Genomic DNA, 20,346 nt, shown 5'->3' with positions numbered 1-20,346 from the left:
ATTCACTCATACACTAAGTTTCCTTTTTAGGAGTGTATATTAATTGTACTGGATTTTAAAAATAAGCTATAAACGTTTTAATTGACGATGAAAATTATGGTATACTAAATCAGTCGTCAGACCTTTTAAAATAGGAGGAATCTCATATGAGTATACATATTGGGGCAAAAGAAAATGAAATTGCGGAAACTGTCCTGCTGCCGGGTGACCCGCTTCGTGCCAAGTATATCGCAGAAACTTTTTTAGAAGATCCGAAACTTTATAATGAAGTTCGAAATATGTTTGGATACACGGGAACATATAAAGGAAAGAAAATTTCTGTACAAGGAACAGGTATGGGAGTTCCATCTATCTCTATTTATATTAATGAACTTATGCAAAGCTATAATGTTCAAAATTTAATCCGTGTAGGAACTTGCGGAGCTATTCAAAAGGATGTAAAAGTCCGGGACGTTATTTTGGCTATGACTGCCTCAACAGACTCTACCATTAACAGAACGATATTTGGCGGTTCTATAGATTATGCTCCGACTGCTGATTTTGATTTATTAAAAAAAGCTTATGATCAAGGGGTAGAAAAAGGACTCGCCATAAAAGCAGGAAATGTTTTTACGGCTGATTTATTCTATTCAGAAAACCCGCAATTTGAGAAATTTGCCAAGTTCAATATTCTAGCTGTTGAAATGGAAACAGCAGCGTTATATACTCTGGCTGCCAAATTCGGCCGCAAGGCGCTTTCTGTATTAACAGTAAGCGATCACATTATTACAGGTGAAGAAACGACTGCTGAAGAACGACAAACCACTTTTAACGATATGATTGAAATTGCACTAGAGGCAGCAATTAAATAACTTCTTTCAAAACGTATCCCTGTTCAAAAATTGACGGGGATATCTTTTTGTTTAGCTTTGTTAAACCTGCCTGTTGATTGGAGCGAGAGGCACTCGCTTACCACGGGCGGGTCAGGGAGCATCCTCTCACGTTTACGCCTATGGGGGCTCCTTGACCCTTTTCTGCGATAGGAATCTCGCGCCTGCAGGGAAGATCAACATAGTGCAAAAAAATCAACACTGAACCTCATAGACTTTTGTTTAAATAAATATTAATTCGGGAAAAACGCTAGGAATCAGGTGAATGTATACCAAAAAGGAGTGGTTCCTTTATTCTATCTCACTCATGTTTTCATTTTTTACATACGTGTTAAAATGGTAATACTGCTAAGAATGACGAAAGGTGTCTTTAATGATGAAAAGAAAATTAATAACTTTTTCCCTATTGGGTTCCATATTCCTTGGCGGCTGCCAGGCAGGAGATCTGCCCTTTATGAAGAAAAATAAAGAGGAACAAGAGGAAAAACAAAGTAAATCGAAAACTGATCAAAAACAGGAAGACCTCCAGGCAAGCAGTGAAATGACGATTCCTGAAGGCTCTTATAATGTAACTAAAGAATTGAATGGGAAAAATGTGATTCAAAACTCTAATAATCTTCTTATTCTAGTGAACAAAGAATTTACACTTCCTAGAGATTATGCTCCCGCAGATTTAGTTAAACCTAATGTCAATTTTTCATTTCGAGAATCGGACGAAGAAAAATCATTTCTTAGACAAGAAGCAGCCAAAGCTCTTGAAGATATGTTTCAGGCAGCATTGGCAGATGGCATAGAACTATACGCGGTATCCGGCTACCGCTCTTACCAGCGACAGGAACTTTTGTTTGAAGCAGAGATTCAGCAGGTAGGCCGGGAAAAAGCTGTACAAGCTGTGGCATATCCAGGAACAAGTGAACACCAGACAGGGCTTTCCATGGACATATCCAGTAAAAGTTCAGATCTCCTGTTAACAGAATCCTTTGAATCCGTACCGGAAGGAATCTGGCTGGCGGAAAACGCCTACAAATTTGGCTACATCTTGCGGTATCCGAAAGGGCAGGAAAATAGTACAGGCTATCAATACGAACCATGGCACTATCGATACGTAGGAAAAGAAACAGCCAAAAACCTGCACGAAAAAAACTACACACTCGAACAATACTTCAAAACAGGAAAAAAAATATAAAATTTGATACAATAAGAAAAACGCAACGCCTTGGGGTGCGGTTTCCTTCCCATGGACTGATGGCTTATGACACGAGGGAGTCAGTTGGACAATAAGAAAAGCGGAAAACGGTCCGGGGCAAAGCGGATGTGCCTCTCGAGCAGGAGCGAAATATCTTCTTTGATTCTTTTATTCAAATGCAATTAAAAACAAAGACAAATAATATGGCACTAAGCTAGACGCACGGCATTTCAGCGGGCGCCGCAGCTGAAAACATATCATATGATAACTGTCCCTGAAAGTGGTGAAGGAAGTGGAACACGAAGAAAAACAGCAGGAAGATCAGCAAGAACAACCAGAGCAGAAACAAGAAAGTCACTCGAAATATATTCGAATGAAAAAGTTCCCTTTTATTATGGGGATATTTTTGCTGATTTTTGTTACAGCAGGCATCACATTGCTTGCCTTAACCTTTGGTGATGAAAAACAAGTTCAGCCAATAAGCAGGGAACGCCAGGAATTTGAAAAATTATATTCAACTTATGACACGTTAAACAAGGATTATTATACTAAAATTGATCAGGAGAAAATCATAGACGGTGCGATTAAGGGGATGATTAGTTCTCTTGATGATCCTTATACGGATTATATGGATGAAAAACAAGCAGAAAGCTTTCACGAGAATATATCATCGAGCTTTGAAGGTATCGGAGCAGAAGTCCAGCAGAAGGATAACCAAATTACGATTGTGTCTCCAATAAAAGGTTCCCCAGCGGAAAAGGCTGGAATCAAGCCGCGTGATATCGTTTTAAGTGTAAATGGCAAGAGTCTTGAAGGAATGAGTGCTAATGAAGCTGTTCTGTTGATCCGCGGGAAAAAAGGTACGAAGGTTAATCTGGTTATTCAGCGGGAAGGCAATACACAGCCCATTAATGTGACGATTGTCAGGGACACGATTCCGATTGAAACAGTGTATGCAAAAATGATGAAAGACAAAATTGCCCGAATCCAAGTCACAAGCTTCTCAGAAAGAACGGGCAGTGAATTGGAACAATCTATGAAAGAAATGAAGGCACAGGGGATGAAGGGAATGGTTCTTGATCTCCGTCAGAATCCAGGCGGTTTATTGGATCAGGCTATGAAAATTGCAAGTCTCTTTGTGCCAAAAGATGAGATAGTGTTCCAGGTTGAATACCGCAATGGTAAAAAGGAAATTGCTAAATCAGAAAACACAGGCGGAAAGCCCGAGTTTCCGGTTGTAGTATTAGTAGACGAGGGCAGTGCCAGTGCATCTGAAATAGTGGCTGCTGCTTTAAGTGAATCAGCTGATATACCTCTGGTTGGAGTTAAAACATATGGTAAGGGTACTGTTCAGACAACTGAGCAATTTAAAGATGGCTCCAACGTGAAATATACCATGGCTAAATGGCTTACTCCTGATGGCAATTGGATTCATAAAAAAGGCATTAAGCCGAACGTTGAGGCGAAGCTTCCTGAATATGCGAATCTGCCATTTATCTCACCTGATAAAGCTTTACGCATTAACAGTTCATCTGAAGAAGTAAAAGCTGGAGAAAAAATGCTTGCCGCCCTAGGATACAAACCAGGTACTGTGGATGGATATTTTGATCAAAACCTTCAAGGAGCTGTTAATCAATTCCAGAAGGATGTGAAACTGCAGCAGACTGGTACCATAGAAGGCAAAACAACTATGGCATTAATGGATAAAATAAGAGAAAAAATTCAAAAACATGATGTGCAGCTGGATAAAGCAATCGAAACAGTCAAGAAAGATTTATCCAAATAACGCTTGTTTTAAGACTCTGTCATTTGATGACAGAGTCTTTTTATTTCTGAGTTTCTCATATAAGAGGATGAAAACTTGAGGGCAGCAGGTATTTTCTTAGAGCAGATTTTTCAAGAATGCAGGCAAGTGACATGATCAAAACCCTTCTATGCAGCACTGATGTTTAATTTCGAGTCATTCAAGCGGTTGATGAGGGACAAAATGCCTTAAGTGGAGAAAAGTCCTTCATCCGGTTAATGAAGGACAAATATGCCTTAAGTGGATTAGAGAAAAGTTCTACATACAATGATGAAGGACAAAAAGCCTTACGATTAGAAAAAAGCCCCTCATCCAGCAGCGGCTGACCCCTTTTAGCAGCAATTAAAATCTATATTACAAAAAAGTATAGAAGGTATGGTACTATTTAAAGATAAATGAAGAGCTAAAGGTGAATAAATGATGAAAAAAATAGATGTATTTATATTAAGCGGTTTTTTAGGCAGTGGAAAAACTACATTGCTTGGCAATATTATTAAACAGGAAAAAGCAGCTGAAAGGCGGATTGCGGTCCTCATGAACGAGCTTGGCCGGATCTCGCTTGATTCGTACTTGATTGAAGAGGGAATCCCATTGAAGGAGCTGTACGACGGTTGTATTTGCTGTACTCTGCAGGATAAGGTGGAGGTTCAGCTTCATGATTTATTAGCAGATCCCAACCTGGATGCTATCTATATAGAGACCACTGGAGCAGCACATCCAGTTGAAGTTCTTGATGCCATCATGTCTCCTCTGTTAGCTGATAAACTAAATTATAAAGGGATCCTGACGGTGGTTGACCTTCTTCGCTGGAGCAGCAGGGATACTTTAAGTCCGCAGATCCGTCAGCTGCTGCTGGAGCAAATTTATCATGCGGATCTCATTCTGCTAAATAAAACCGATCTTGTGAGTGAACTTGAAGCAGCACAAAGGCTGTTTGAAATTCAATCATTAAATTCGAAAGCCTCTATATTACTAACGAAGAATGCGGAAATGTCTTTAAAACAAATTAGTCAAATGAATTTACATCCGAAAGAAGAACATTCCATGGCGAACATGGGTCATCAGCTCAAGCTGCAAACCATTTTATATGAATTTACAAATGAAATCAGCCAGACATCTTTTGAAGACTGGATTAAAGAGCTGCCTCAAACCGTTTACCGGATGAAAGGTTTCATACAGCTAAAGCAATATCAGAAACCTGTATTGTTTCAATATTCATATGGGACTCCTTTATATATGCCTCAGGAAATGAAGCTCCCGTTAAAACTGGTGATAATAGGAGAGGAATTAGATACTGAAAGAATTCATCAAAACCTTCAGAAGATAGAAAATCAATCCTGAGCTTCTGAATAGCAGATAGTTTGTGATTTTTTAAAGTAGGGAATAACTGAAATATGCTCTATAAAAGGAGGTATTCTTGTATGCCCTGGAATAAAAATGACTACCCGAATTCCATGAAAAATCTAGATGCACCTGTAAGGGAAAAAGCTATTGAAATAGCAAATGCCCTTTTAGAGGAAGGCTATGAAGATGGACGTGCAATCCCAATTGCCATTGATAAGGCAAAAGAGTATGTTAAAGACCATGAAGCTTCGAGCAAAAAGGAAAAATAGTTTTTCAAATATATTTCAATAAATATAGATCCGGCTATTGGCCGGGTTATTTTTTTGTTACTATTAAGAGAAATATCATTGGGCTTTTTGAAGGGAAGATAAATCTTGAGGAAAGATAAAATAAACGAATTAGTTGCCTATCATAGGAATTTTTATAGAACGATAAGAAGCGAGCTTCAGCACATATATGGAAATGCGATTAATGGAAATGAATTTAGTGTGTTAAGATTTTTATATATTGCAGGACCCCAAAAGGCATCAGCTATTTCCCAGGATCTGAAAGTATCAGCCAGTCACATCACCAATGTGACCGATATACTTGTCAAAAAGGGGTATATTACAAGAAAAAGAACGGATAATGACCGCCGTATCGTCAAAATAGCTCTAACTAAAGAAGGAGAAGAGCTATATCAGGAAATGGCCGAAAAGAGGTCAGTTTACTTTAACGATCGGTTTAAAATCTATTCCGAAGACGAACTTAATACTTTTATTCAATTATATAAAAAGATGGAGCAGTAGTCAGTTGTTTAATTAAGTGCTCCCAAATATAAACGCTGCTCGCAAAATACAACTACGATTTTTGTTGAATCTAAAAAAAGGCCTGTCTGCTGATCAGGCCTTACATTGTATTCAAGGCTGCTGTTTCATAGCGCCAAAAGCGGCAAAAGTGGCTTCATCTCCGACTGAACCGCATGTTCCGCATTGAATTTTAAATTGTGGTCCATTGTACCGGAAATGAAAGGGACTAAGATTCTCGCTTGCAATCTCTTCCAGCAGGTTTCCGGAAACAGGGTCGATTTTTACATACGAAGGAATTTGTTCAATGAAATTAAAGCGTGATCTGTTTGTTTTACAATTTGGACATCTATATGGCCGCGGCATAAGCTACCTCCAAGTGTCTTTTTAACTTGTAGTATTTGTTTTTAGGGACAGAGATATGCACTAACAAAATAAATTGGATTGGAGAAATAAAATGGAAGAAATGGGATCCTATAAGCGACTATTAAACAGCTACTTGTCTCTTTGGAATAATCGCAGCTATCAAAACGGCAGCGGGAGTGAGGAAGAACAACTAGTGGAATTGGTGAAGCGGGAGTTATTAGATGAGAATTCCCATCCAAGAATTAGAAAGACTAAGCACGAGAAATTCTATCTAAGTACCTCAAGAATTATTGAATCTGATTTAGATGACTCTGCCAAGGTAGCATTAATTCGGCTGTATACAGAACTATTCAATGACATTTAGACTGAAGGACAGGACAAAAAAAGATCTTTTATCAGGAATGCCCTTATTCTATTATGAAATATTCTTTATCTTTTGTAATATAAATGAAATATAGATTACAGGAGAGGCTCCTTTAAAAAACTGTCAATAGTAGTTTTATAGCAGGTATTGGTATAACCTCTATAACTGTCCAATATAAGATATTTTTAAGAAATAGGCCAAGATTAACCAAAGTTAGTAAAACCCTTTATATTAAAGGGTTTTTTTGTTCTGTGTAAATAGTCCGAACTATAATATACCCATATATGATCGATTTCAAACCAATTGGTAAAGAGTGGGGCAAATATTACATAAATTCCGTGTTATGATGATTTTGCAAGAGAGACAAACAAATATACAGCACCTAAGGGAGGAAATAATAGAATGAAAAAGAAATTCCTATTATCAATCGCAGCAGCTGCAGCTGTTACATTTTCTGGAGCAGCAACTAAACAAGCGGATGCATCTACAATTACTTATGCAAAACCAACAGTTATGCAATTTAATAACTATCAAGACTTTAATAACTATGTAAAATCTTATCTAGCAAAATACAATGTTAATTGCAACATTGCACCAGCACCAGCTAAGCAAGCGGCACCAGCACCAGCTAAGCAAGCGGCACCAGCTAAGCAAGCGGCACCAGCGCCAGCTAAGCAAGCGGCACCAGCTAAGCAAGCGGCACCAGCGCCGGCTAAGCAAGCGGCACCAGCTAAGCAAGCGGCACCAGCTAAGCAAGCGGCACCAGCACCAGCACCAGCTAAGCAGGCAGCACCAGCACCAACAGCTTCTACTGGACAGTTAAGCGCTTATGAGCAAAAAGTGGTTGAATTAACAAATGCTGAACGTTCTAAGCAAGGACTTGCTGCACTAAAAGCTGATGCAGAACTAAGTAAAGTAGCTCGTGTTAAATCTCAAGATATGCATGATAAAAACTACTTCGATCACAACAGCCCAACTTACGGATCTCCGTTTGATATGATGAAGAAATTCGGCATTACTTATAAATCAGCTGGAGAAAACATTGCTCAAGGGCAGCCAACTCCAGAAGAAGTAGTAAAAGCATGGATGAATAGCTCAGGCCACCGTGCTAACATCTTAAACAGCGGTTATACTCACATCGGTGTAGGCTATGTAGCAGATAAGCACTACTGGACACAACAATTTATCTCAAAATAAGCCTTATTTAAAGAAGGACTAAGTCTATGATATGGACTTAGTCCTTTTTCTATCCTTCAGATACATCAATCTGGGAAAACTGCAGATCCTGGCTTTTTTGTATTCTGATTTCTAGGATGCCTTCTTTATATACGGCATGAGCTCCTTTTTTCTTAACAATTGCAGGCAGAGTGATTACTTCCCGTTCCTTCTTGCCAGGCAGCCCTTCCAAGAACACTTGATTTGAGGTGTGAAAGATTTTTATCTCTTTTAATTGATCTGCATCTTTTACTTGAATTCTAATAAAGACATGTTCATGGGTTTCAAATACAGCTAAACCTTTATTGTTACCGATCATAGAAGTTCCAGGCGCAGGAGACATAAAACTGAAGGCAGGGTTTGTTGGTTGTTCTGAGAAAAATTTTTGGGTCTGAGGAATAAATTGGGAGAAAAATTTTTCGATATACGGTTCCATATCGTTTAAATTCAATTTTCCCAGCATTTCACCAGCATTCTTGTTAAATGGAAAAAGCAAATTCCATGGAGACATCGTTGTTCTCCTTCCTATAACGTAAGCAGATTTAGTTATACATCATATGCAGACGCCTGCCCAATCGTTATTATAATTCTTGCTGATCACTCTTCTTTTAAAAGTAGGCTCAGTTAAAGCTCAATGTAGGTTTAGGCACTATGTTGATTGGAACGGAAACGCGAGACTCCTCGAAAATGTAGTCGCATTTACTTCGTGCGGTGTTAATTCGAGGAAGCTAATTCAATGTCATGCGGGAAAAGCGAGTCAAGGGAGACCCCGCAGGCGCGTCATGCGCCGAGAAGGCTCCGAGACCGCCCGTGGAAAGCAAGCACCGATCGAAGTACAGGAAACAAATGATAAATAAAGAGCCTGCCTAATGGGAGGCTCTTCTTATGATACTTTCTCTGTCTCGGAGTATTTCCTGCGCTGAACAGAAATGAGCCGGAAGGAAAGGGTAGTAGCTCCAGCTGCAAGGCCGGTAATTAATCCAATCCAATAGCCAAAAGCTCCAAATGGGGTATAGACTGCAAATAGGTAACCAGTCGGCAGGCCGATGACCCAGTACGAAATTAATGACATAAATAAGGTTACATTAACATCCTTGTAGCCTCTAAGTGCTCCCTGAATGGGCGCCTGAAGAGCATCTGACAGCTGAAAGAACAAAGCGAAAATTAAAAAATGCGAGGTCAAGCGCAAGACTTCCGGGTCATTGGTATAGAGTGAAGCGATTTGTTCCCTTAAGGCAAAGAGGACAATGCCGCATAAAAAGGCTAAGCCAACTGCAGTGCCTATTCCAATATAAGCATATTGCACCGCATCTTTTATCCGTCTGGCCCCCGCTTCAAACCCTACAACAATGGTTAAGCTCATGGATATAGATAAAGGAATCATATAAAGAAATGAAGCAAAATTTAATGCAGCCTGGTGTGATGCGATAATGGTAGTGCTATAGTTGCTCATCAACAGTGTGACTGCTGAAAAAATGCTTGTTTCAAAGAAAATGGAAAAACCAATCGGTACACCGATTTTTAAGATAGAAAGCCATTCTTTAATTGAAATGGGATAAAAAACTTTTAATACTCTATATGAAGTGAAAGGTGTATTGCGATAAATAACTAGTATGGCCACAATAGTAATAATCCAGTAAGTAATGGCGGATGCATAGCCTGACCCAACGCCGCCAAGCTCGGGAAAACCAAAGTTTCCGAAAATAAGCACATAGTTCAAAACAACATTAATAGGCAGTGAAAGCATTGTAATGAACATAGAAACCTTTGTCTGGCCAAGAGCGTCCATATAGGCTCTTAAAGCGTTATAAACAAATAGGGGCACTATCCCGTAAGATAAGGCACACAGAAAATCGTGGGCAATAGTTCGGACTTCATTGGTTAATTTCATAACATTTAGAACTGGATTAAGAATAAGCGAACCCGCCAAAATGACAAAAAGGGCCATGAAAAAGGAAAGATAAATTCCCTGTGTGACAGAATAGGGTACATCCTTATATTTTTTTGCACCTACCTGCTGAGCGACTATAGGTGTAATCGCAAGCAAAATTCCACTGAGCCCGGTAAAAACCGGTGTCCACAATGAGCTTCCGATCGCTACACCCGCAAGATCGGAGGGACTCGCATTTCCTGACATCATCGTATCGAAAAAAGTCATGGAAAACAGACCTAGCTGCGTTAATAAGATTGGCAGCAAAATATTAATAAACTGCCTTATTTTTTCTTGTCTGGTGAATGTCTGGATCATAAATTACCTCTATTTGATAAATTTGCATGAATGAGAACGATTATAGCACAATTTTCTTGTTTTAAGCGATAAAATGTATGTAGATAAGTATTCAATAACTATTAAAAGTGGGTATAACATGAAAAGAAAAATTGTATTTACAGGTGGAGGGTCTGCCGGGCATGTGTCAGTAAATGCTGCCTTAATTCCAGAATTCCAGAAAAAGGGGTGGGACATCTTTTATATAGGATCTTACGAAGGAATCGAAAGATCCATCATTAACACAAATTTTCCTGAAGTGAAGTACCTTAGTGTACCTGTCGGAAAATTAAGGCGGTATTTTGCCTGGAAGAATCTTAGTGACCCTATACTGGTCATCAAAGGATTTCTAGAGTCGAGAAGTATTTTACAAGAAATAAATCCTGATTTTATTTTTTCAAAAGGAGGATTTGTTTCAGTACCAGTAGTCTCTGCAGGCAGATCTTTAAAAATTCCGGTCATCATTCATGAATCAGACTATACACCTGGCCTTGCAAACAAACTGGTCTTTCCTTTTTCAAAAGCGATATGCACAACCTTTAAGGAAACCGGGCAGTTTTTAAAAGGCAGTAAGAGCCTCCATGTTGGCGCTGTCCTAAGAGAAGGCATTTTCCAAGGAGAAGCGCGTAAGGGTCTTGAAATATGTGGATTCACTGGCTTAAAGCCCATTTTAGCTGTAATGGGGGGAAGCCTGGGCTCAGCTAAAATAAATAAATTGATCGAGCGTAATCTTCCAGTGCTTTTGGAAAAGTATGATATTATTCACTTTTGCGGGAAGGGAAATATAAATGAAGCACTGAGACAAGCCGGATATGCACCTTTTGAATTCGTCAACAAAGGTTTGTTTGACTTAGTTACTGCTTCTTCAGTAGTTGTTTCCCGTGCAGGGTCTAATTCTATTTTTGAATTCCTTGCACTAGAAAAGCCGATGCTTCTAATCCCGCTGAGTTCAAAAGCATCGAGAGGAGACCAGATTATTAACGCAAAAAGTTTTGAAAAGGCCGGTTATAGCAGGGTCATTGAGGAAGAACAGCTAACAGACGAATTGTTTTTGAAGGAAATAGCTTATCTTGCACAAAATAGAGAACAAATACAAAATAGGATGTCTCGGAATAAAGAATTTAAACGTTCAAATGAAATGTATGAGCTGCTCGTAAAGCAGATTGACAAAATCTCAGCAGCTCAATAATAAAGAGGGGGGCCGGCTCAGCGTTAAAATCCAAGATTCTTTCGTGAAACCAAGCCAATCCAATCCTGCGCGATAAATCCCATTCTTAGCTAAACAATAGTTATTTTTTTCTTCCTTCTATCATAGTCTCATAATAGTCAAGCTGATAGGGGGAAGCAGTATGGCATATACATATTCAAAAGGCTGGTTTATTCAACAATTAAAAGAAATGGGTGTTTCAAAACATCCTGTGGAAAGAAAAAAACTGGAGTTGTACCGAACGCACATTCTGAGAAATCTGTACTCAGAGCTGGGAGAAAAAAAGAGACAGGATTAGAAACCGAAAAAAGGGCGGTATCGAAGTTCAAATGACTTCAATACCGCCTTTTTGTTCTGGTAAAACCATATGTTCTTGTTATGCTTCAAGAAGCTGCTGATCGGAATCTCCAGCTTGATTATCCTGCCGCAGCATGTGGAAAGTATATAAATCCTTGGAGATTTCAAATAGATCAAATATAACTTCAGGAGAGTTTAATTTATCATATAAATGTTTACGAGTTTCGTTAGCCAGCATAGCATAAGGAAGTTTCTTAGCTGCATGTACAGAGCGCTGGTTAAGCTTCCGGATTCTTAGAAAAATATGGTCCACTCCGAGTTCATAAAAAACTTCGTTGAAGAAAGCTTCTTTTGCGAGCTTGTTGTATCCTTTGCCGTGGTAATCTTTACCTAGCCAGGTGCCGAGAAATCCGGCGTTTTCTTCTATATCGAACAGAGAAATGGTCCCGATCGGGGTACCCCATTCATCTGTAATGGTCCGGGAAATCAGCTCGCCGCGTTCTTCTGCTTCAATAGTTTGCTTTGTAACGAATAAGTATTCGTCATACGATTGGACTTTTTGGCGTACAAACGGGAAAACATCCGGATGGGTCATTAATTCATAAAGAGCATGGCAGTCTGTTAACTCTCTTTTTTTAAGCATTGAACAATCCCTCCGTCTTCTGAGGGCAGATTTTGCTCTTTGAGCCCACCCTCGAAATTTTTCAACAAATTCAGCATTAAAAAATTTCGGGGTGGGAATCGAACCCACTAGAACCGGACGCACCGATGGCTCACCATTTGCCTTCCCTAGCGAGGCATGATTAACGAACAAGCGTTAATTCGCCTCATAAATCGGACAGTTAACTGTCGGTGTAAGGCATAAAGTAAAATACCATACGAACGTATAATACTAGAAAAAAGTAAAAAAGAAAATAGGAATTTTAACTATTTTTTTCGTCAAATTTCATTTTCTTTTTTAAAGACGATTCTGCCATCTATCATCGTGAATAAAGGCTTGGATAGAAAATGGAAGGGATGGTGGGACCATAGGGTAAGATCAGCATCCTTTCCCGGTTCAATGCTTCCGATACGACTTTCAAGACCCAGATTTTTGGCAGGAAGAATCGTGATTCCCTCTATAGCTTTTTGTTCGGACAGCCCTTCCCGTACCGCAATGGCAGCACATATATTTAAATAGTGAATGGGAGTATAGGGGTGGTCTGTAGTTATCGAAACCTCTACACCATGCTTAGTCAAAATATCATAAGTACTCCAGCTTTTATTTTTCAGCTCTACTTTAGACCTTCTTGTCAGGGTAGGGCCGACTGAAACCATTAAGCCGAGCGGAGATAGTTCTTCAGCAATCAAATGCCCCTCTGTACAATGTTCAATTCTTAAGTCTAAGTCAAATTCTTCGGCAAGGCGGATTGCAGAAATAATATCATCAGCGCGATGGGCATGTATCCTGACGGGTAATTCCCTTTTAAGGGCCTTCACTAAAGGAGCTGCCCTCATAGAATCAGGATTGTCACAATACTTTGCTGCATTGAACGTTTCGCGCAACATCCCCATGATTCCCATTCGGGTAATGGAGTCTTTATTCGAATTGCTATGAGTCCTTTTGGGATTTTCCCCCAGTGCAATCTTAAGTCCGGCAGTTTCATTTATAATCATGTTTTTAATATTTTTGCCAAATGTTTTGATAACCGAAGTGGTGCCTCCTATAACATTTGAGCTGCCTGGCATAACATGAGCAGTAGTGATGCCGTATTTGATAGCTTCAGTAAAAGCTTGATCAAGAGGATAAACTCCATCCAAAGCCCGGATATGGGGAGTCATAGCTTCAATAGATTCATTAGCATCATTGCCCGCCCAGCCGGTGCCTTCATCATATAGCCCTAAGTGGGTATGGACATCAATAAACCCAGGAAACAGATAAGCCTTTTTGCAATCAATGAATTCGATGGACGGGTCTAAAACCTGTTTCTCCAATCCAAAACCAACATCTTTGATAAGTCCATTTTCTATCAGGACATCAGCCCCCAGAAGCGGCGGGCTGGTTACCCCATGCACAAATGCATTTTTTAATAATATTTTTTTCATACAGGCGTCCTCTCTGTGTAGATTAACATCAATGAAGATCTGATGCGGAAATTTTAAATATGCAAATCAACTGTGACATATATTAAACAGTACAAAATAAAAAAAGTTTACTTAAAATAGTAGTTTATGTGACAGTTCCTCTCTCAATAATTCTAGTTAATCGACATAAATCCTTTTACAATGGCAAATTGATATAAAAAAATTCACAAGTAAGAATTGTTAAGCGTGAAATTTGTTGGAATTTTTGTTGTTTCATTTATTGGAAATGACGGTATAAAAAGGTTAAATACTAGTAGATAAAATTTTTTCCTTTTCGATTGAAGCATAAAAAATAAAGGGAGTGTTTAGATTATGGTAATCAAAGCTGGAAGCTGGAGAATGCTGACTCTTCAAGATAAAATGTTTATACTGAGAGCAATTAGTGATCGGTCCAAGCGAAAAAAACAGGAAGGAATGGAGAATTTATGACAAGTTAAAGGTGACTGATAAGTCTAATTGAGGGTTTATCGGTCATCTTTTTGCTTGTGCCGCTACAACTCCAATATGTTTTGGGTTCAAATCGTTTAATCAGCTTAAATGGATTGCCGGCAGCATTTAACCATATGTGCCAGAGATATAATGATATCCAGTGAGGAACACGATTTGGTATGTATGTAGAAAAAAGAATGTCCCTGGCTGTGTCTAAGGCGGTAGCTTTTAACCAGTTAACTTCTTTATGTATTCAAGTGAAAATAGGTGGTGCCGGCCTTAACGAAAAAACACGCCTTCTGCTGTATTTGCACTACGAAGCGCTGCGTAAATCTGTTATTTATCAGTGCTGGGCACCCACAAATTGTAAAAAATGGATTCAAATCTCCTCATAAAGTGACTAGACCTGCTTCTTAACCACGGCTAATCTTTCCCCTGTCAAACTCATCCTTCTAAAAAAATTTTCTGCACATATAATCTTTTCTTCCACACTATAAATAAAAGAAGTAGTTTTTTTTATGCGGAATAAAAGGGGCTTTTTAATGAACATCCAAAATTATTATAAAACTTCCTCAAGAATTAATTTCTATACCTCATGGGTTTCATTAGTGTTTGCTGCTGCATTTTTTGTGTTGCATATAACAAAAATAATCAACGGAAATATCCTTTATATAACCGGACCCTTTCTCCTAATAAGCTTAGCAGCTTTTTGGCGTTCTAGAATAAATGAAAACAGAGGAAGAGAACTTTACTGTTATTCTTCGTCGTTAGGTTTGTTTGAAGAAAGCAATATTCTATTAGCCTTCATGCCTGCACCTACCCTTAGAATCCTGCTTTTTGAACCTGGAGGAAATGTAATAGGAGAAATTAGAGATATGAATATGAAAAGCTATTTGTGGTTCATACCATATCCATTCACCGGGCTTATTCCAAGGCGGTATGGCCTTTATGACAGCAATGGAAGTCTCATTTCAATGTATACAGTGAAGGGGATTTTTACTGAAAAAATGGTCATCCAGAATAAAAATGGCGCAATTATTGGAATATATAAGGAGGGAGCACCCGAATCTGCCTTTAAGATGCAGGGGATGGTTTTTGATAGCAGCCAGAATCCATGGATTCCTCTTAGGACAGAAGCGTGGCAGAACGGTTTTACATTGGAAAATTGTGACGGAAAGAAAATTGGTTCTTTGCAAAAGGGGATTATGCCGCTGGAATGGGGAGCTAGATTTAAAGAACCTAATACACCGGTCTTAAGGTTCCAGGAGCTTGCGGAGGAATCAGAAAAAATTGCAGCATTTGGTATTTGTGCTTCTATTTTTAATAGTGAATCAAACTGAATGCGTTTTGCTGTCCTTTTTAATATATTATTTGGTATAATTTTAAAAAAAACAACAGATGAGGTTACTATGTCACTCTTAAAAGAAATATTAAATCATAATGAACAATTCGTAGAAAAGAAAGAATATGAAACATTCCAGACAGACAAGTTTCCAGATAAAAAGCTTGTCATTTTAAGCTGTATGGATACTCGATTGGTTGAATTGCTCCCTAAAGCTCTGAACTTTAAAAATGGGGATGTTAAAATAATAAAAAATGCAGGCGCTGTGATCGCCCATCCCTTCGGATCTATTGTCCGTTCATTGATTGTTGCCGTGTATGAGCTTGGAGCTGAGGAAATTATCGTAGTAGGCCACCATGACTGCGGAATGTCAGGGATGGACCCGCAAAGAACTATTCAATCGATGAAGGAAAGAGGAATTTCCGAAGATACCCTGAGTACCCTCGAGCACTCAGGTATCAATCTGCATACATGGCTGGAAGGGTTTAAAGATGTAAGCCAAAATGTTGCTCATAGTGTTTCCATTATTCAAAATCATCCTTTGATGCCTAGAGAGGTGCCGGTCCATGGGCTTGTTATCGACCCAGGTACTGGAAAACTTGATGTAGTAGTGAATGGGTATAAGTAAAGAATTAAGCCAGGGACCGATGTAATCTGTTCCTGGTTTTTTATGTATGGGGTTAAGTTGTTACAAACTAATAGTGAAATTCATAAGATTAAAATATTCATCTTTAATTAACGGCAGTTTATAGGATAAACAATAGTTAGGAACTTTTTTAGCGCATTTGTGCGGTTTCATGTAAATTGCTTTAGCATAGACGCAGTCCCTGATTCATGAGGATGTGAACCATTTTATAGGTGTTATTTTAATGTAAAGGGGCAAAATTATCTTTGGAGGGGTAATTGGATCTTTATGCGGGAAACAAGCGTTATTTGGGGATTTGGATTGGAACCCCTTGATCCCAATAACAAAACCCCTAAAGATTCGGTAAAACCTTTTCACGCCTATTACTGCTAAACCTTTATAAATAGTATGCAAGCTGCCAGCCCATGACTTATAAGAATGGTTTTTGAGGTTTGATATACCGCCGCAGTTCAATAACGAGCATCTTCAAGACTGAACCTGGGAGCCCTATTCCACTTAAGTCCTCAGGAATAGGATATATACCAAATTCATTTAACTTTACCCTGATTTTGCCTTTCCATAAAAGCTGCTTGTCTTTTGTATAAATTCCCGTCTTCACAGCTGCAATTTTTGTTATTTGATCTTCTTGTAGATTGGAAATCTCCTCAATAAAGAAATCAAATAAATAAGTGGAATTTTTCCAGGTGGAATACACTTTCAAACAAACACACTTCCTTTTCGAAGGGAGTTTTTTCTTTTATAATAGTATCATGAATAGAGATTAGTAAAATAATTGGATGTAATAAGCCATAATTTTATGACTGCTCATATTATGGAAGATACCGGAGGAGAGTTTTTATGAATATTGAAATAATAAAATGCCATGGATCGGGGAACGATTTTATTCTTATAGATGAAATGGACACTTTACTGCCTTTGACGGAGGACGAGAGAGCAAGTCTGGCGGTAGCTATATGCAGCCGGGGCAGTGAAATTGGAGGCGACGGAATTCTATTTGTACAAGGCAGTGCCCATGCTGATGCTAAAATGCGAATTTTTAATTCAGACGGTTCTGAAGCTTCCATGTGCGGAAATGGACTCCGCTGTGTCGCCAGATATGCATGTGAGAAATTAGGCAGTGATAAACTGGTCATTGAAACAATGAAGGCAGATTTAGAGGTAGAAAGAACGGAAGATATATTTGATGGAATTCCCACCTTTAGAGTGGAAATTTCACCAGTATCCTTCCAGCTGAAGGATTTGCCGCTTCATTTAGAACAGGACGTTTTACTTAACGAGAAAATACCCCAGCTTTCCAATGACCTGTATTTTACAGCAGTTGCCGTTCCTAACCCACACCTCATCGCCATTGTGGATCAAGGAATCCTCGCTTCGGATGTCCAGGAAACCCTTTCGATTGGGGTAAACAAACCAAACACATTGTTCCCGGACGGTGTAAATGTCAGCTTTGTTCGCCTGCTGGAAAAGAATCATATTTTTGTGCGAACGTTTGAGAGAGGTGTTGGGTACACCAACGCGTGCGGAACGGCCATGTCAGCTTCCAGCCTTGTTACCTGCCTGCATGCAGGGAATGAGCCTGAAAAAGAAATCTCTGTTTATAATAATGGCGGAAAAGTGAAATGTGTGGTTCACCATATGGATGGAGAAACAAAAATAGATTTAATCGGAAATGGCACGTATGAATACAAGGCAGCCCTTCAGTTCGATTCAATGGATTTCACTTCAGTGGCAGTTCTTAATAAAGAGGAATTTAATACAGAAAAGGAGCTGTATGCCAAGCTGCAGGATGAGGTTGCTGCCTATTTAACTTCCTTTAACTAATTAACTTTAAAAGGCTTAACACAGAAGTTGTCATCTGGTTAAGCCTTTTTAAGCGGTTGGCTATGTTAAAGTTCATTGTTGATATTCGTACTATGTTGATGGGAGATAATGGCGCGAGACTCCTGCGGGAAAAGCGAGTCAAGGGAGACCCCACAGGCGTTTCACGCCGAGGAGGCTCCCGGACCGCCCGCGGAAAGCGAGTGGCAGGAACGGAAATCAACAGGCTAGTTTAACAGAGCTAAGCGGTTTTATAATTTGCCTCCGGATTTTAAAAACTCGATGATGTCATGGAATGGTTGTTTTCCCCTCGCTTCATCATAGCCTTTAAAAGGACAGCCTGTTGTTCTGATCCGGTCTGGAACGGTTTGGATCGTATAATTACGAATATCTAGATTTTCATTTACTTCATCCCAGAAAAGCGGGGTAGCTACACCCCCAAAACTATTTGCCCTGGCTGAATAGGGAGCAATAATCGTTTTGCCTGGTGCATGCTGTACAAAATCAAGATAAAGCCGGTCTTCTCTTTGTTTTTTCATGCGTTCGACCGTAAACTCATCAGGATACATATTGATTAAAATGCTGGCTAAGAAATTAGTAAACAACCTGGTATCCTTATAGCTGAAAGTATCCTTTTGCAAAGGAATATGCAGCTGGATTCCTCTATTACCGGATGTTTTAATAAAAGAAGTTAGATGAAGCGAATCCATTACTCTCTTGATTTCCAATGCAGCTTTAACAGCCAGCTTAAATTGCTCAGGCTCTGCCGGGTCCAGATCCAGAACTAGCTCATCTGGATTCCGGCTTCCAGCTTCCTGGAATGGTATATGAAATTCTATGGAAGCAAGGTTTCCGAGCCATAATAATGTATCCATAGTATCACAAATAATATATTTGATATCCCCCTCGATGGTGGTTTTAACAAAAGCTGGTGCATAATCAGGGACATTTTTTTGGAAAAACCTTTCCTCCAAAATTCCGTCAGGGTACCTGATAACAGTCAAAGCTTTGTTTTTGCAAAATGGCAGAAGCCAGGAAGATACTGTTTGCAAGTAGGCCAAAAATTGAACTTTTGAAGCTCTTAATTCTTTGCTGTCCCAGAGCAGCTTTCCGCGGTTTGAAACTTTAATTTTTTCAGGAAAATGATAAGAATCCTCAATAAAGGCCTCCCAGGTACAATCCTTTGGTTCTGTGTCGAGCAGGAACGTTTCAAAATGCGGTTCCCTTAGTTCGTTTTCATACAAATGCAGGTATTTTACCGCCGCACATATTGATGGAGGTAGATAGTAAAAATCATTGTCTTCATATTGAAAGTTGCTTTTAAATATAGTCTCCAGTGTTCTTTTTTGTTCCTTCGTAAATCCGTCTTTTACAGTACCAATAGCGACTGTTTTCGATTCTTTGTAAAGTCCTATTTGAAAATATTGATTAGATTTATGATAAGCAAGAAAAAAACAGGATACCGTCTTTTTATTCTTAATCTTTACCCATTGGGAACTTCTTTTTGCCGAAATATACCTGCTGTCTTTGTGTTTAGCGATAAGACCTTCCCCATCATATAAAAGAATATTCTCCCACAGGGCATCGGCGTTTTTTGTTGCAGGAATATATTGAATGATTTTCTCAGATAAGGGCTCAGGCTCAAGAGGCCATTCTAAACTGCTGAAAAGGGTTTTCAATATGGTTTTTCGTTCGGAGAAAGGCAGCGAGGTCATATCTTTACCGGAAGTCATTAGGACATCGAAAACCATAAGGCGGCATGGAGAAACTTTGGAAATGGCATTTATTTTTGTTTTTGTACGTATTCTCCCTCTCAGCTGAATACTTTCAAAATGACCCTTTAATTGATTTTCCAGCCAGACTAATTCGGCATCAAGAGAAAGGGGAAGGTATGGTTCTAACAGATCTTTATTTTCCATAATAAAATCGGCCAGCTCCGGAAATTGCGGCATGAGCGGCTTGTTATTTCTGCTGGTTAGTTCAATGTTATCCATGGAAATATCTAAGATGGCACGAAAACCATCATATTTCACTTCATAAAACCATTCTGGCCCCTTTGGGATTTCTTGGGCCGGAGTAAGAAGCATCGGTTTCAATCTCCTTCTTCCTTTCTATCCATATTACCTGCTGGGTATTTTTTCTACCAGCGGCTTTTCTGTCAACTGTTCCATGCCTTACATTGATATTAGAATCTCCAAAAATAATCAATCAATGATTACCAATATTGTGCTCGTATTCTTCCTTGAACAGAGGAAACATTAATAAAAAACAGCGCAGGTGAAAA

Annotated in this window: 19 protein-coding genes and 1 pseudogene; 13 read left to right on the top strand and 7 right to left on the bottom strand. The window is 39.1% G+C overall.

The genetic code is table 11. The features are described from left to right. Nucleotides 1-146 precede the first annotated feature (146 nt). The 6 genes and pseudogenes from deoD to JOC77_RS09285 all read left to right on the top strand — a co-directional run bounded on the left by deoD (nt 147) and on the right by JOC77_RS09285 (nt 5,991). Entirely contained in the window at nt 147-851 is a 705-nt protein-coding gene (deoD, locus tag JOC77_RS09310) for a purine-nucleoside phosphorylase (RefSeq protein WP_204542248.1), read from the top strand. Between the two features lie 391 nt (nt 852-1,242). Continuing rightward, nucleotides 1,243-2,055: a M15 family metallopeptidase gene (locus JOC77_RS09305; RefSeq protein WP_338047208.1), complete on the top strand. Its 813-nt coding sequence runs from the start codon at nt 1,243-1,245 to the stop codon at nt 2,053-2,055. A 292-nt stretch (nt 2,056-2,347) separates the two neighbouring features. Beyond that, a complete protein-coding gene (locus tag JOC77_RS09300; protein ID WP_338047207.1) occupies nt 2,348-3,841 on the top strand; it encodes a lmo1851 family serine protease in 1,494 nt (497 codons plus the stop codon). A 435-nt stretch (nt 3,842-4,276) separates the two neighbouring features. Then, nucleotides 4,277-5,200, top strand: coding sequence for a CobW family GTP-binding protein (locus JOC77_RS09295; RefSeq protein WP_338047206.1), 924 nt, complete (start codon nt 4,277-4,279; stop codon nt 5,198-5,200). A gap of 80 nt (nt 5,201-5,280) precedes the next feature. Beyond that, nucleotides 5,281-5,466 (top strand): annotated as a pseudogene (locus tag JOC77_RS09290) (DUF2188 domain-containing protein); the annotation flags it as partial. A gap of 111 nt (nt 5,467-5,577) precedes the next feature. Further along, nucleotides 5,578-5,991, top strand: coding sequence for a MarR family transcriptional regulator (locus tag JOC77_RS09285; RefSeq protein WP_204542244.1), 414 nt, complete (start codon nt 5,578-5,580; stop codon nt 5,989-5,991). A gap of 111 nt (nt 5,992-6,102) precedes the next feature. On the opposite strand, the gene JOC77_RS09280 is transcribed toward JOC77_RS09285, so the two are convergent. After that, on the bottom strand, nt 6,103-6,354 hold the full coding sequence (locus JOC77_RS09280; protein WP_204542242.1) for a DNA alkylation repair protein: 252 nt from the start codon (nt 6,352-6,354) through the stop codon (nt 6,103-6,105). A 91-nt stretch (nt 6,355-6,445) separates the two neighbouring features. On the opposite strand from JOC77_RS09280, the gene JOC77_RS09275 reads away from it, so the two are divergent. After that, nucleotides 6,446-6,718 carry a hypothetical protein gene (locus JOC77_RS09275; protein WP_239558690.1) on the top strand — a complete coding sequence of 91 codons (273 nt, stop codon included), beginning with the start codon at nt 6,446-6,448 and terminating at the stop codon, nt 6,716-6,718. Nucleotides 6,719-7,120: 402 nt separating this feature from the next. Beyond that, on the top strand, nt 7,121-7,915 hold the full coding sequence (locus JOC77_RS09270; RefSeq protein WP_204542240.1) for a CAP domain-containing protein: 795 nt from the start codon (nt 7,121-7,123) through the stop codon (nt 7,913-7,915). Nucleotides 7,916-7,964: 49 nt separating this feature from the next. Here the strand turns inward: JOC77_RS09270 and JOC77_RS09265 are convergent, their stop codons facing one another. After that, the gene (locus JOC77_RS09265) at nt 7,965-8,444 is read right to left on the bottom strand and encodes an Hsp20/alpha crystallin family protein (RefSeq protein ID WP_204542238.1); all 480 of its coding nucleotides are present in this window, start codon (nt 8,442-8,444) and stop codon (nt 7,965-7,967) included. Between the two features lie 372 nt (nt 8,445-8,816). Further along, a complete protein-coding gene (locus tag JOC77_RS09260) occupies nt 8,817-10,181 on the bottom strand; it encodes an MATE family efflux transporter (RefSeq protein ID WP_204542236.1) in 1,365 nt (454 codons plus the stop codon). 118 nt (nt 10,182-10,299) lie between these two features. Between JOC77_RS09260 and JOC77_RS09255 the strand changes: the two genes are divergently transcribed. Together JOC77_RS09255 and JOC77_RS09250 are read left to right on the top strand one after the other, a co-directional pair. Beyond that, nucleotides 10,300-11,388 carry an undecaprenyldiphospho-muramoylpentapeptide beta-N-acetylglucosaminyltransferase gene (locus tag JOC77_RS09255; RefSeq protein WP_204542234.1) on the top strand — a complete coding sequence of 363 codons (1,089 nt, stop codon included), beginning with the start codon at nt 10,300-10,302 and terminating at the stop codon, nt 11,386-11,388. A 160-nt stretch (nt 11,389-11,548) separates the two neighbouring features. Next, nucleotides 11,549-11,704 (top strand): YflJ family protein, encoded by a 156-nt coding sequence (locus tag JOC77_RS09250; RefSeq protein WP_204542232.1) that lies wholly within the window; start codon nt 11,549-11,551, stop codon nt 11,702-11,704. A gap of 78 nt (nt 11,705-11,782) precedes the next feature. On the opposite strand, the gene JOC77_RS09245 is transcribed toward JOC77_RS09250, so the two are convergent. Continuing rightward, on the bottom strand, nt 11,783-12,346 hold the full coding sequence (locus JOC77_RS09245) for a GNAT family N-acetyltransferase (RefSeq protein ID WP_204542230.1): 564 nt from the start codon (nt 12,344-12,346) through the stop codon (nt 11,783-11,785). 296 nt (nt 12,347-12,642) lie between these two features. Next, nucleotides 12,643-13,788, bottom strand: a complete 1,146-nt coding sequence (locus JOC77_RS09240) for an amidohydrolase (RefSeq protein ID WP_204542228.1) — start codon at nt 13,786-13,788, stop codon at nt 12,643-12,645. A gap of 1,010 nt (nt 13,789-14,798) precedes the next feature. Here JOC77_RS09240 and JOC77_RS09235 point away from each other — a divergent pair. Together JOC77_RS09235 and JOC77_RS09230 are read left to right on the top strand one after the other, a co-directional pair. Then, complete coding sequence (locus JOC77_RS09235; protein ID WP_204542226.1) at nt 14,799-15,596, top strand: hypothetical protein; 798 nt, start codon at nt 14,799-14,801, stop codon at nt 15,594-15,596. Nucleotides 15,597-15,665: 69 nt separating this feature from the next. Continuing rightward, nucleotides 15,666-16,226 (top strand): beta-class carbonic anhydrase, encoded by a 561-nt coding sequence (locus JOC77_RS09230; RefSeq protein ID WP_204542224.1) that lies wholly within the window; start codon nt 15,666-15,668, stop codon nt 16,224-16,226. Nucleotides 16,227-16,653: 427 nt separating this feature from the next. Here JOC77_RS09230 and JOC77_RS09225 read toward each other — a convergent pair whose 3' ends face one another. Beyond that, the gene (locus JOC77_RS09225) at nt 16,654-16,944 is read right to left on the bottom strand and encodes a hypothetical protein (RefSeq protein WP_204542222.1); all 291 of its coding nucleotides are present in this window, start codon (nt 16,942-16,944) and stop codon (nt 16,654-16,656) included. Between the two features lie 137 nt (nt 16,945-17,081). On the opposite strand from JOC77_RS09225, the gene dapF reads away from it, so the two are divergent. Beyond that, nucleotides 17,082-18,065, top strand: coding sequence for a diaminopimelate epimerase (dapF, locus tag JOC77_RS09220; protein ID WP_204542220.1), 984 nt, complete (start codon nt 17,082-17,084; stop codon nt 18,063-18,065). A gap of 248 nt (nt 18,066-18,313) precedes the next feature. Here the strand turns inward: dapF and ligD are convergent, their stop codons facing one another. After that, a complete protein-coding gene (gene ligD / locus JOC77_RS09215; RefSeq protein WP_239558699.1) occupies nt 18,314-20,149 on the bottom strand; it encodes a DNA ligase D in 1,836 nt (611 codons plus the stop codon). Nucleotides 20,150-20,346: the final 197 nt, after the last annotated feature.

It is taken from the genome of Peribacillus deserti, from assembly GCF_016909175.1.
Taxonomy (GTDB): Bacteria; Bacillota; Bacilli; order Bacillales; family DSM-1321; genus Paraperibacillus; species Paraperibacillus deserti.
Note: the sequence above shows the minus strand (reverse complement) of the source record. Positions and strands in the feature narration are given on the sequence as shown.

Coding starts and splice junctions, on each gene's coding strand:
- deoD (WP_204542248.1), top strand. CDS start 147: ATGAGTATACATATTGGGGCAAAAGAAAATGAAATTGCGGAAACTGTC.
- JOC77_RS09305 (WP_338047208.1), top strand. CDS start 1,243: ATGATGAAAAGAAAATTAATAACTTTTTCCCTATTGGGTTCCATATTC.
- JOC77_RS09295 (WP_338047206.1), top strand. CDS start 4,277: ATGATGAAAAAAATAGATGTATTTATATTAAGCGGTTTTTTAGGCAGT.
- JOC77_RS09280 (WP_204542242.1), bottom strand. CDS start 6,354: ATGCCGCGGCCATATAGATGTCCAAATTGTAAAACAAACAGATCACGC.
- JOC77_RS09275 (WP_239558690.1), top strand. CDS start 6,446: ATGGAAGAAATGGGATCCTATAAGCGACTATTAAACAGCTACTTGTCT.
- JOC77_RS09270 (WP_204542240.1), top strand. CDS start 7,121: ATGAAAAAGAAATTCCTATTATCAATCGCAGCAGCTGCAGCTGTTACA.
- JOC77_RS09265 (WP_204542238.1), bottom strand. CDS start 8,444: ATGTCTCCATGGAATTTGCTTTTTCCATTTAACAAGAATGCTGGTGAA.
- JOC77_RS09260 (WP_204542236.1), bottom strand. CDS start 10,181: ATGATCCAGACATTCACCAGACAAGAAAAAATAAGGCAGTTTATTAAT.
- JOC77_RS09255 (WP_204542234.1), top strand. CDS start 10,300: ATGAAAAGAAAAATTGTATTTACAGGTGGAGGGTCTGCCGGGCATGTG.
- JOC77_RS09250 (WP_204542232.1), top strand. CDS start 11,549: ATGGCATATACATATTCAAAAGGCTGGTTTATTCAACAATTAAAAGAA.
- JOC77_RS09245 (WP_204542230.1), bottom strand. CDS start 12,346: ATGCTTAAAAAAAGAGAGTTAACAGACTGCCATGCTCTTTATGAATTA.
- JOC77_RS09240 (WP_204542228.1), bottom strand. CDS start 13,788: ATGAAAAAAATATTATTAAAAAATGCATTTGTGCATGGGGTAACCAGC.
- JOC77_RS09235 (WP_204542226.1), top strand. CDS start 14,799: ATGAACATCCAAAATTATTATAAAACTTCCTCAAGAATTAATTTCTAT.
- JOC77_RS09230 (WP_204542224.1), top strand. CDS start 15,666: ATGTCACTCTTAAAAGAAATATTAAATCATAATGAACAATTCGTAGAA.
- dapF (WP_204542220.1), top strand. CDS start 17,082: ATGAATATTGAAATAATAAAATGCCATGGATCGGGGAACGATTTTATT.
- ligD (WP_239558699.1), bottom strand. CDS start 20,149: ATGCTTCTTACTCCGGCCCAAGAAATCCCAAAGGGGCCAGAATGGTTT.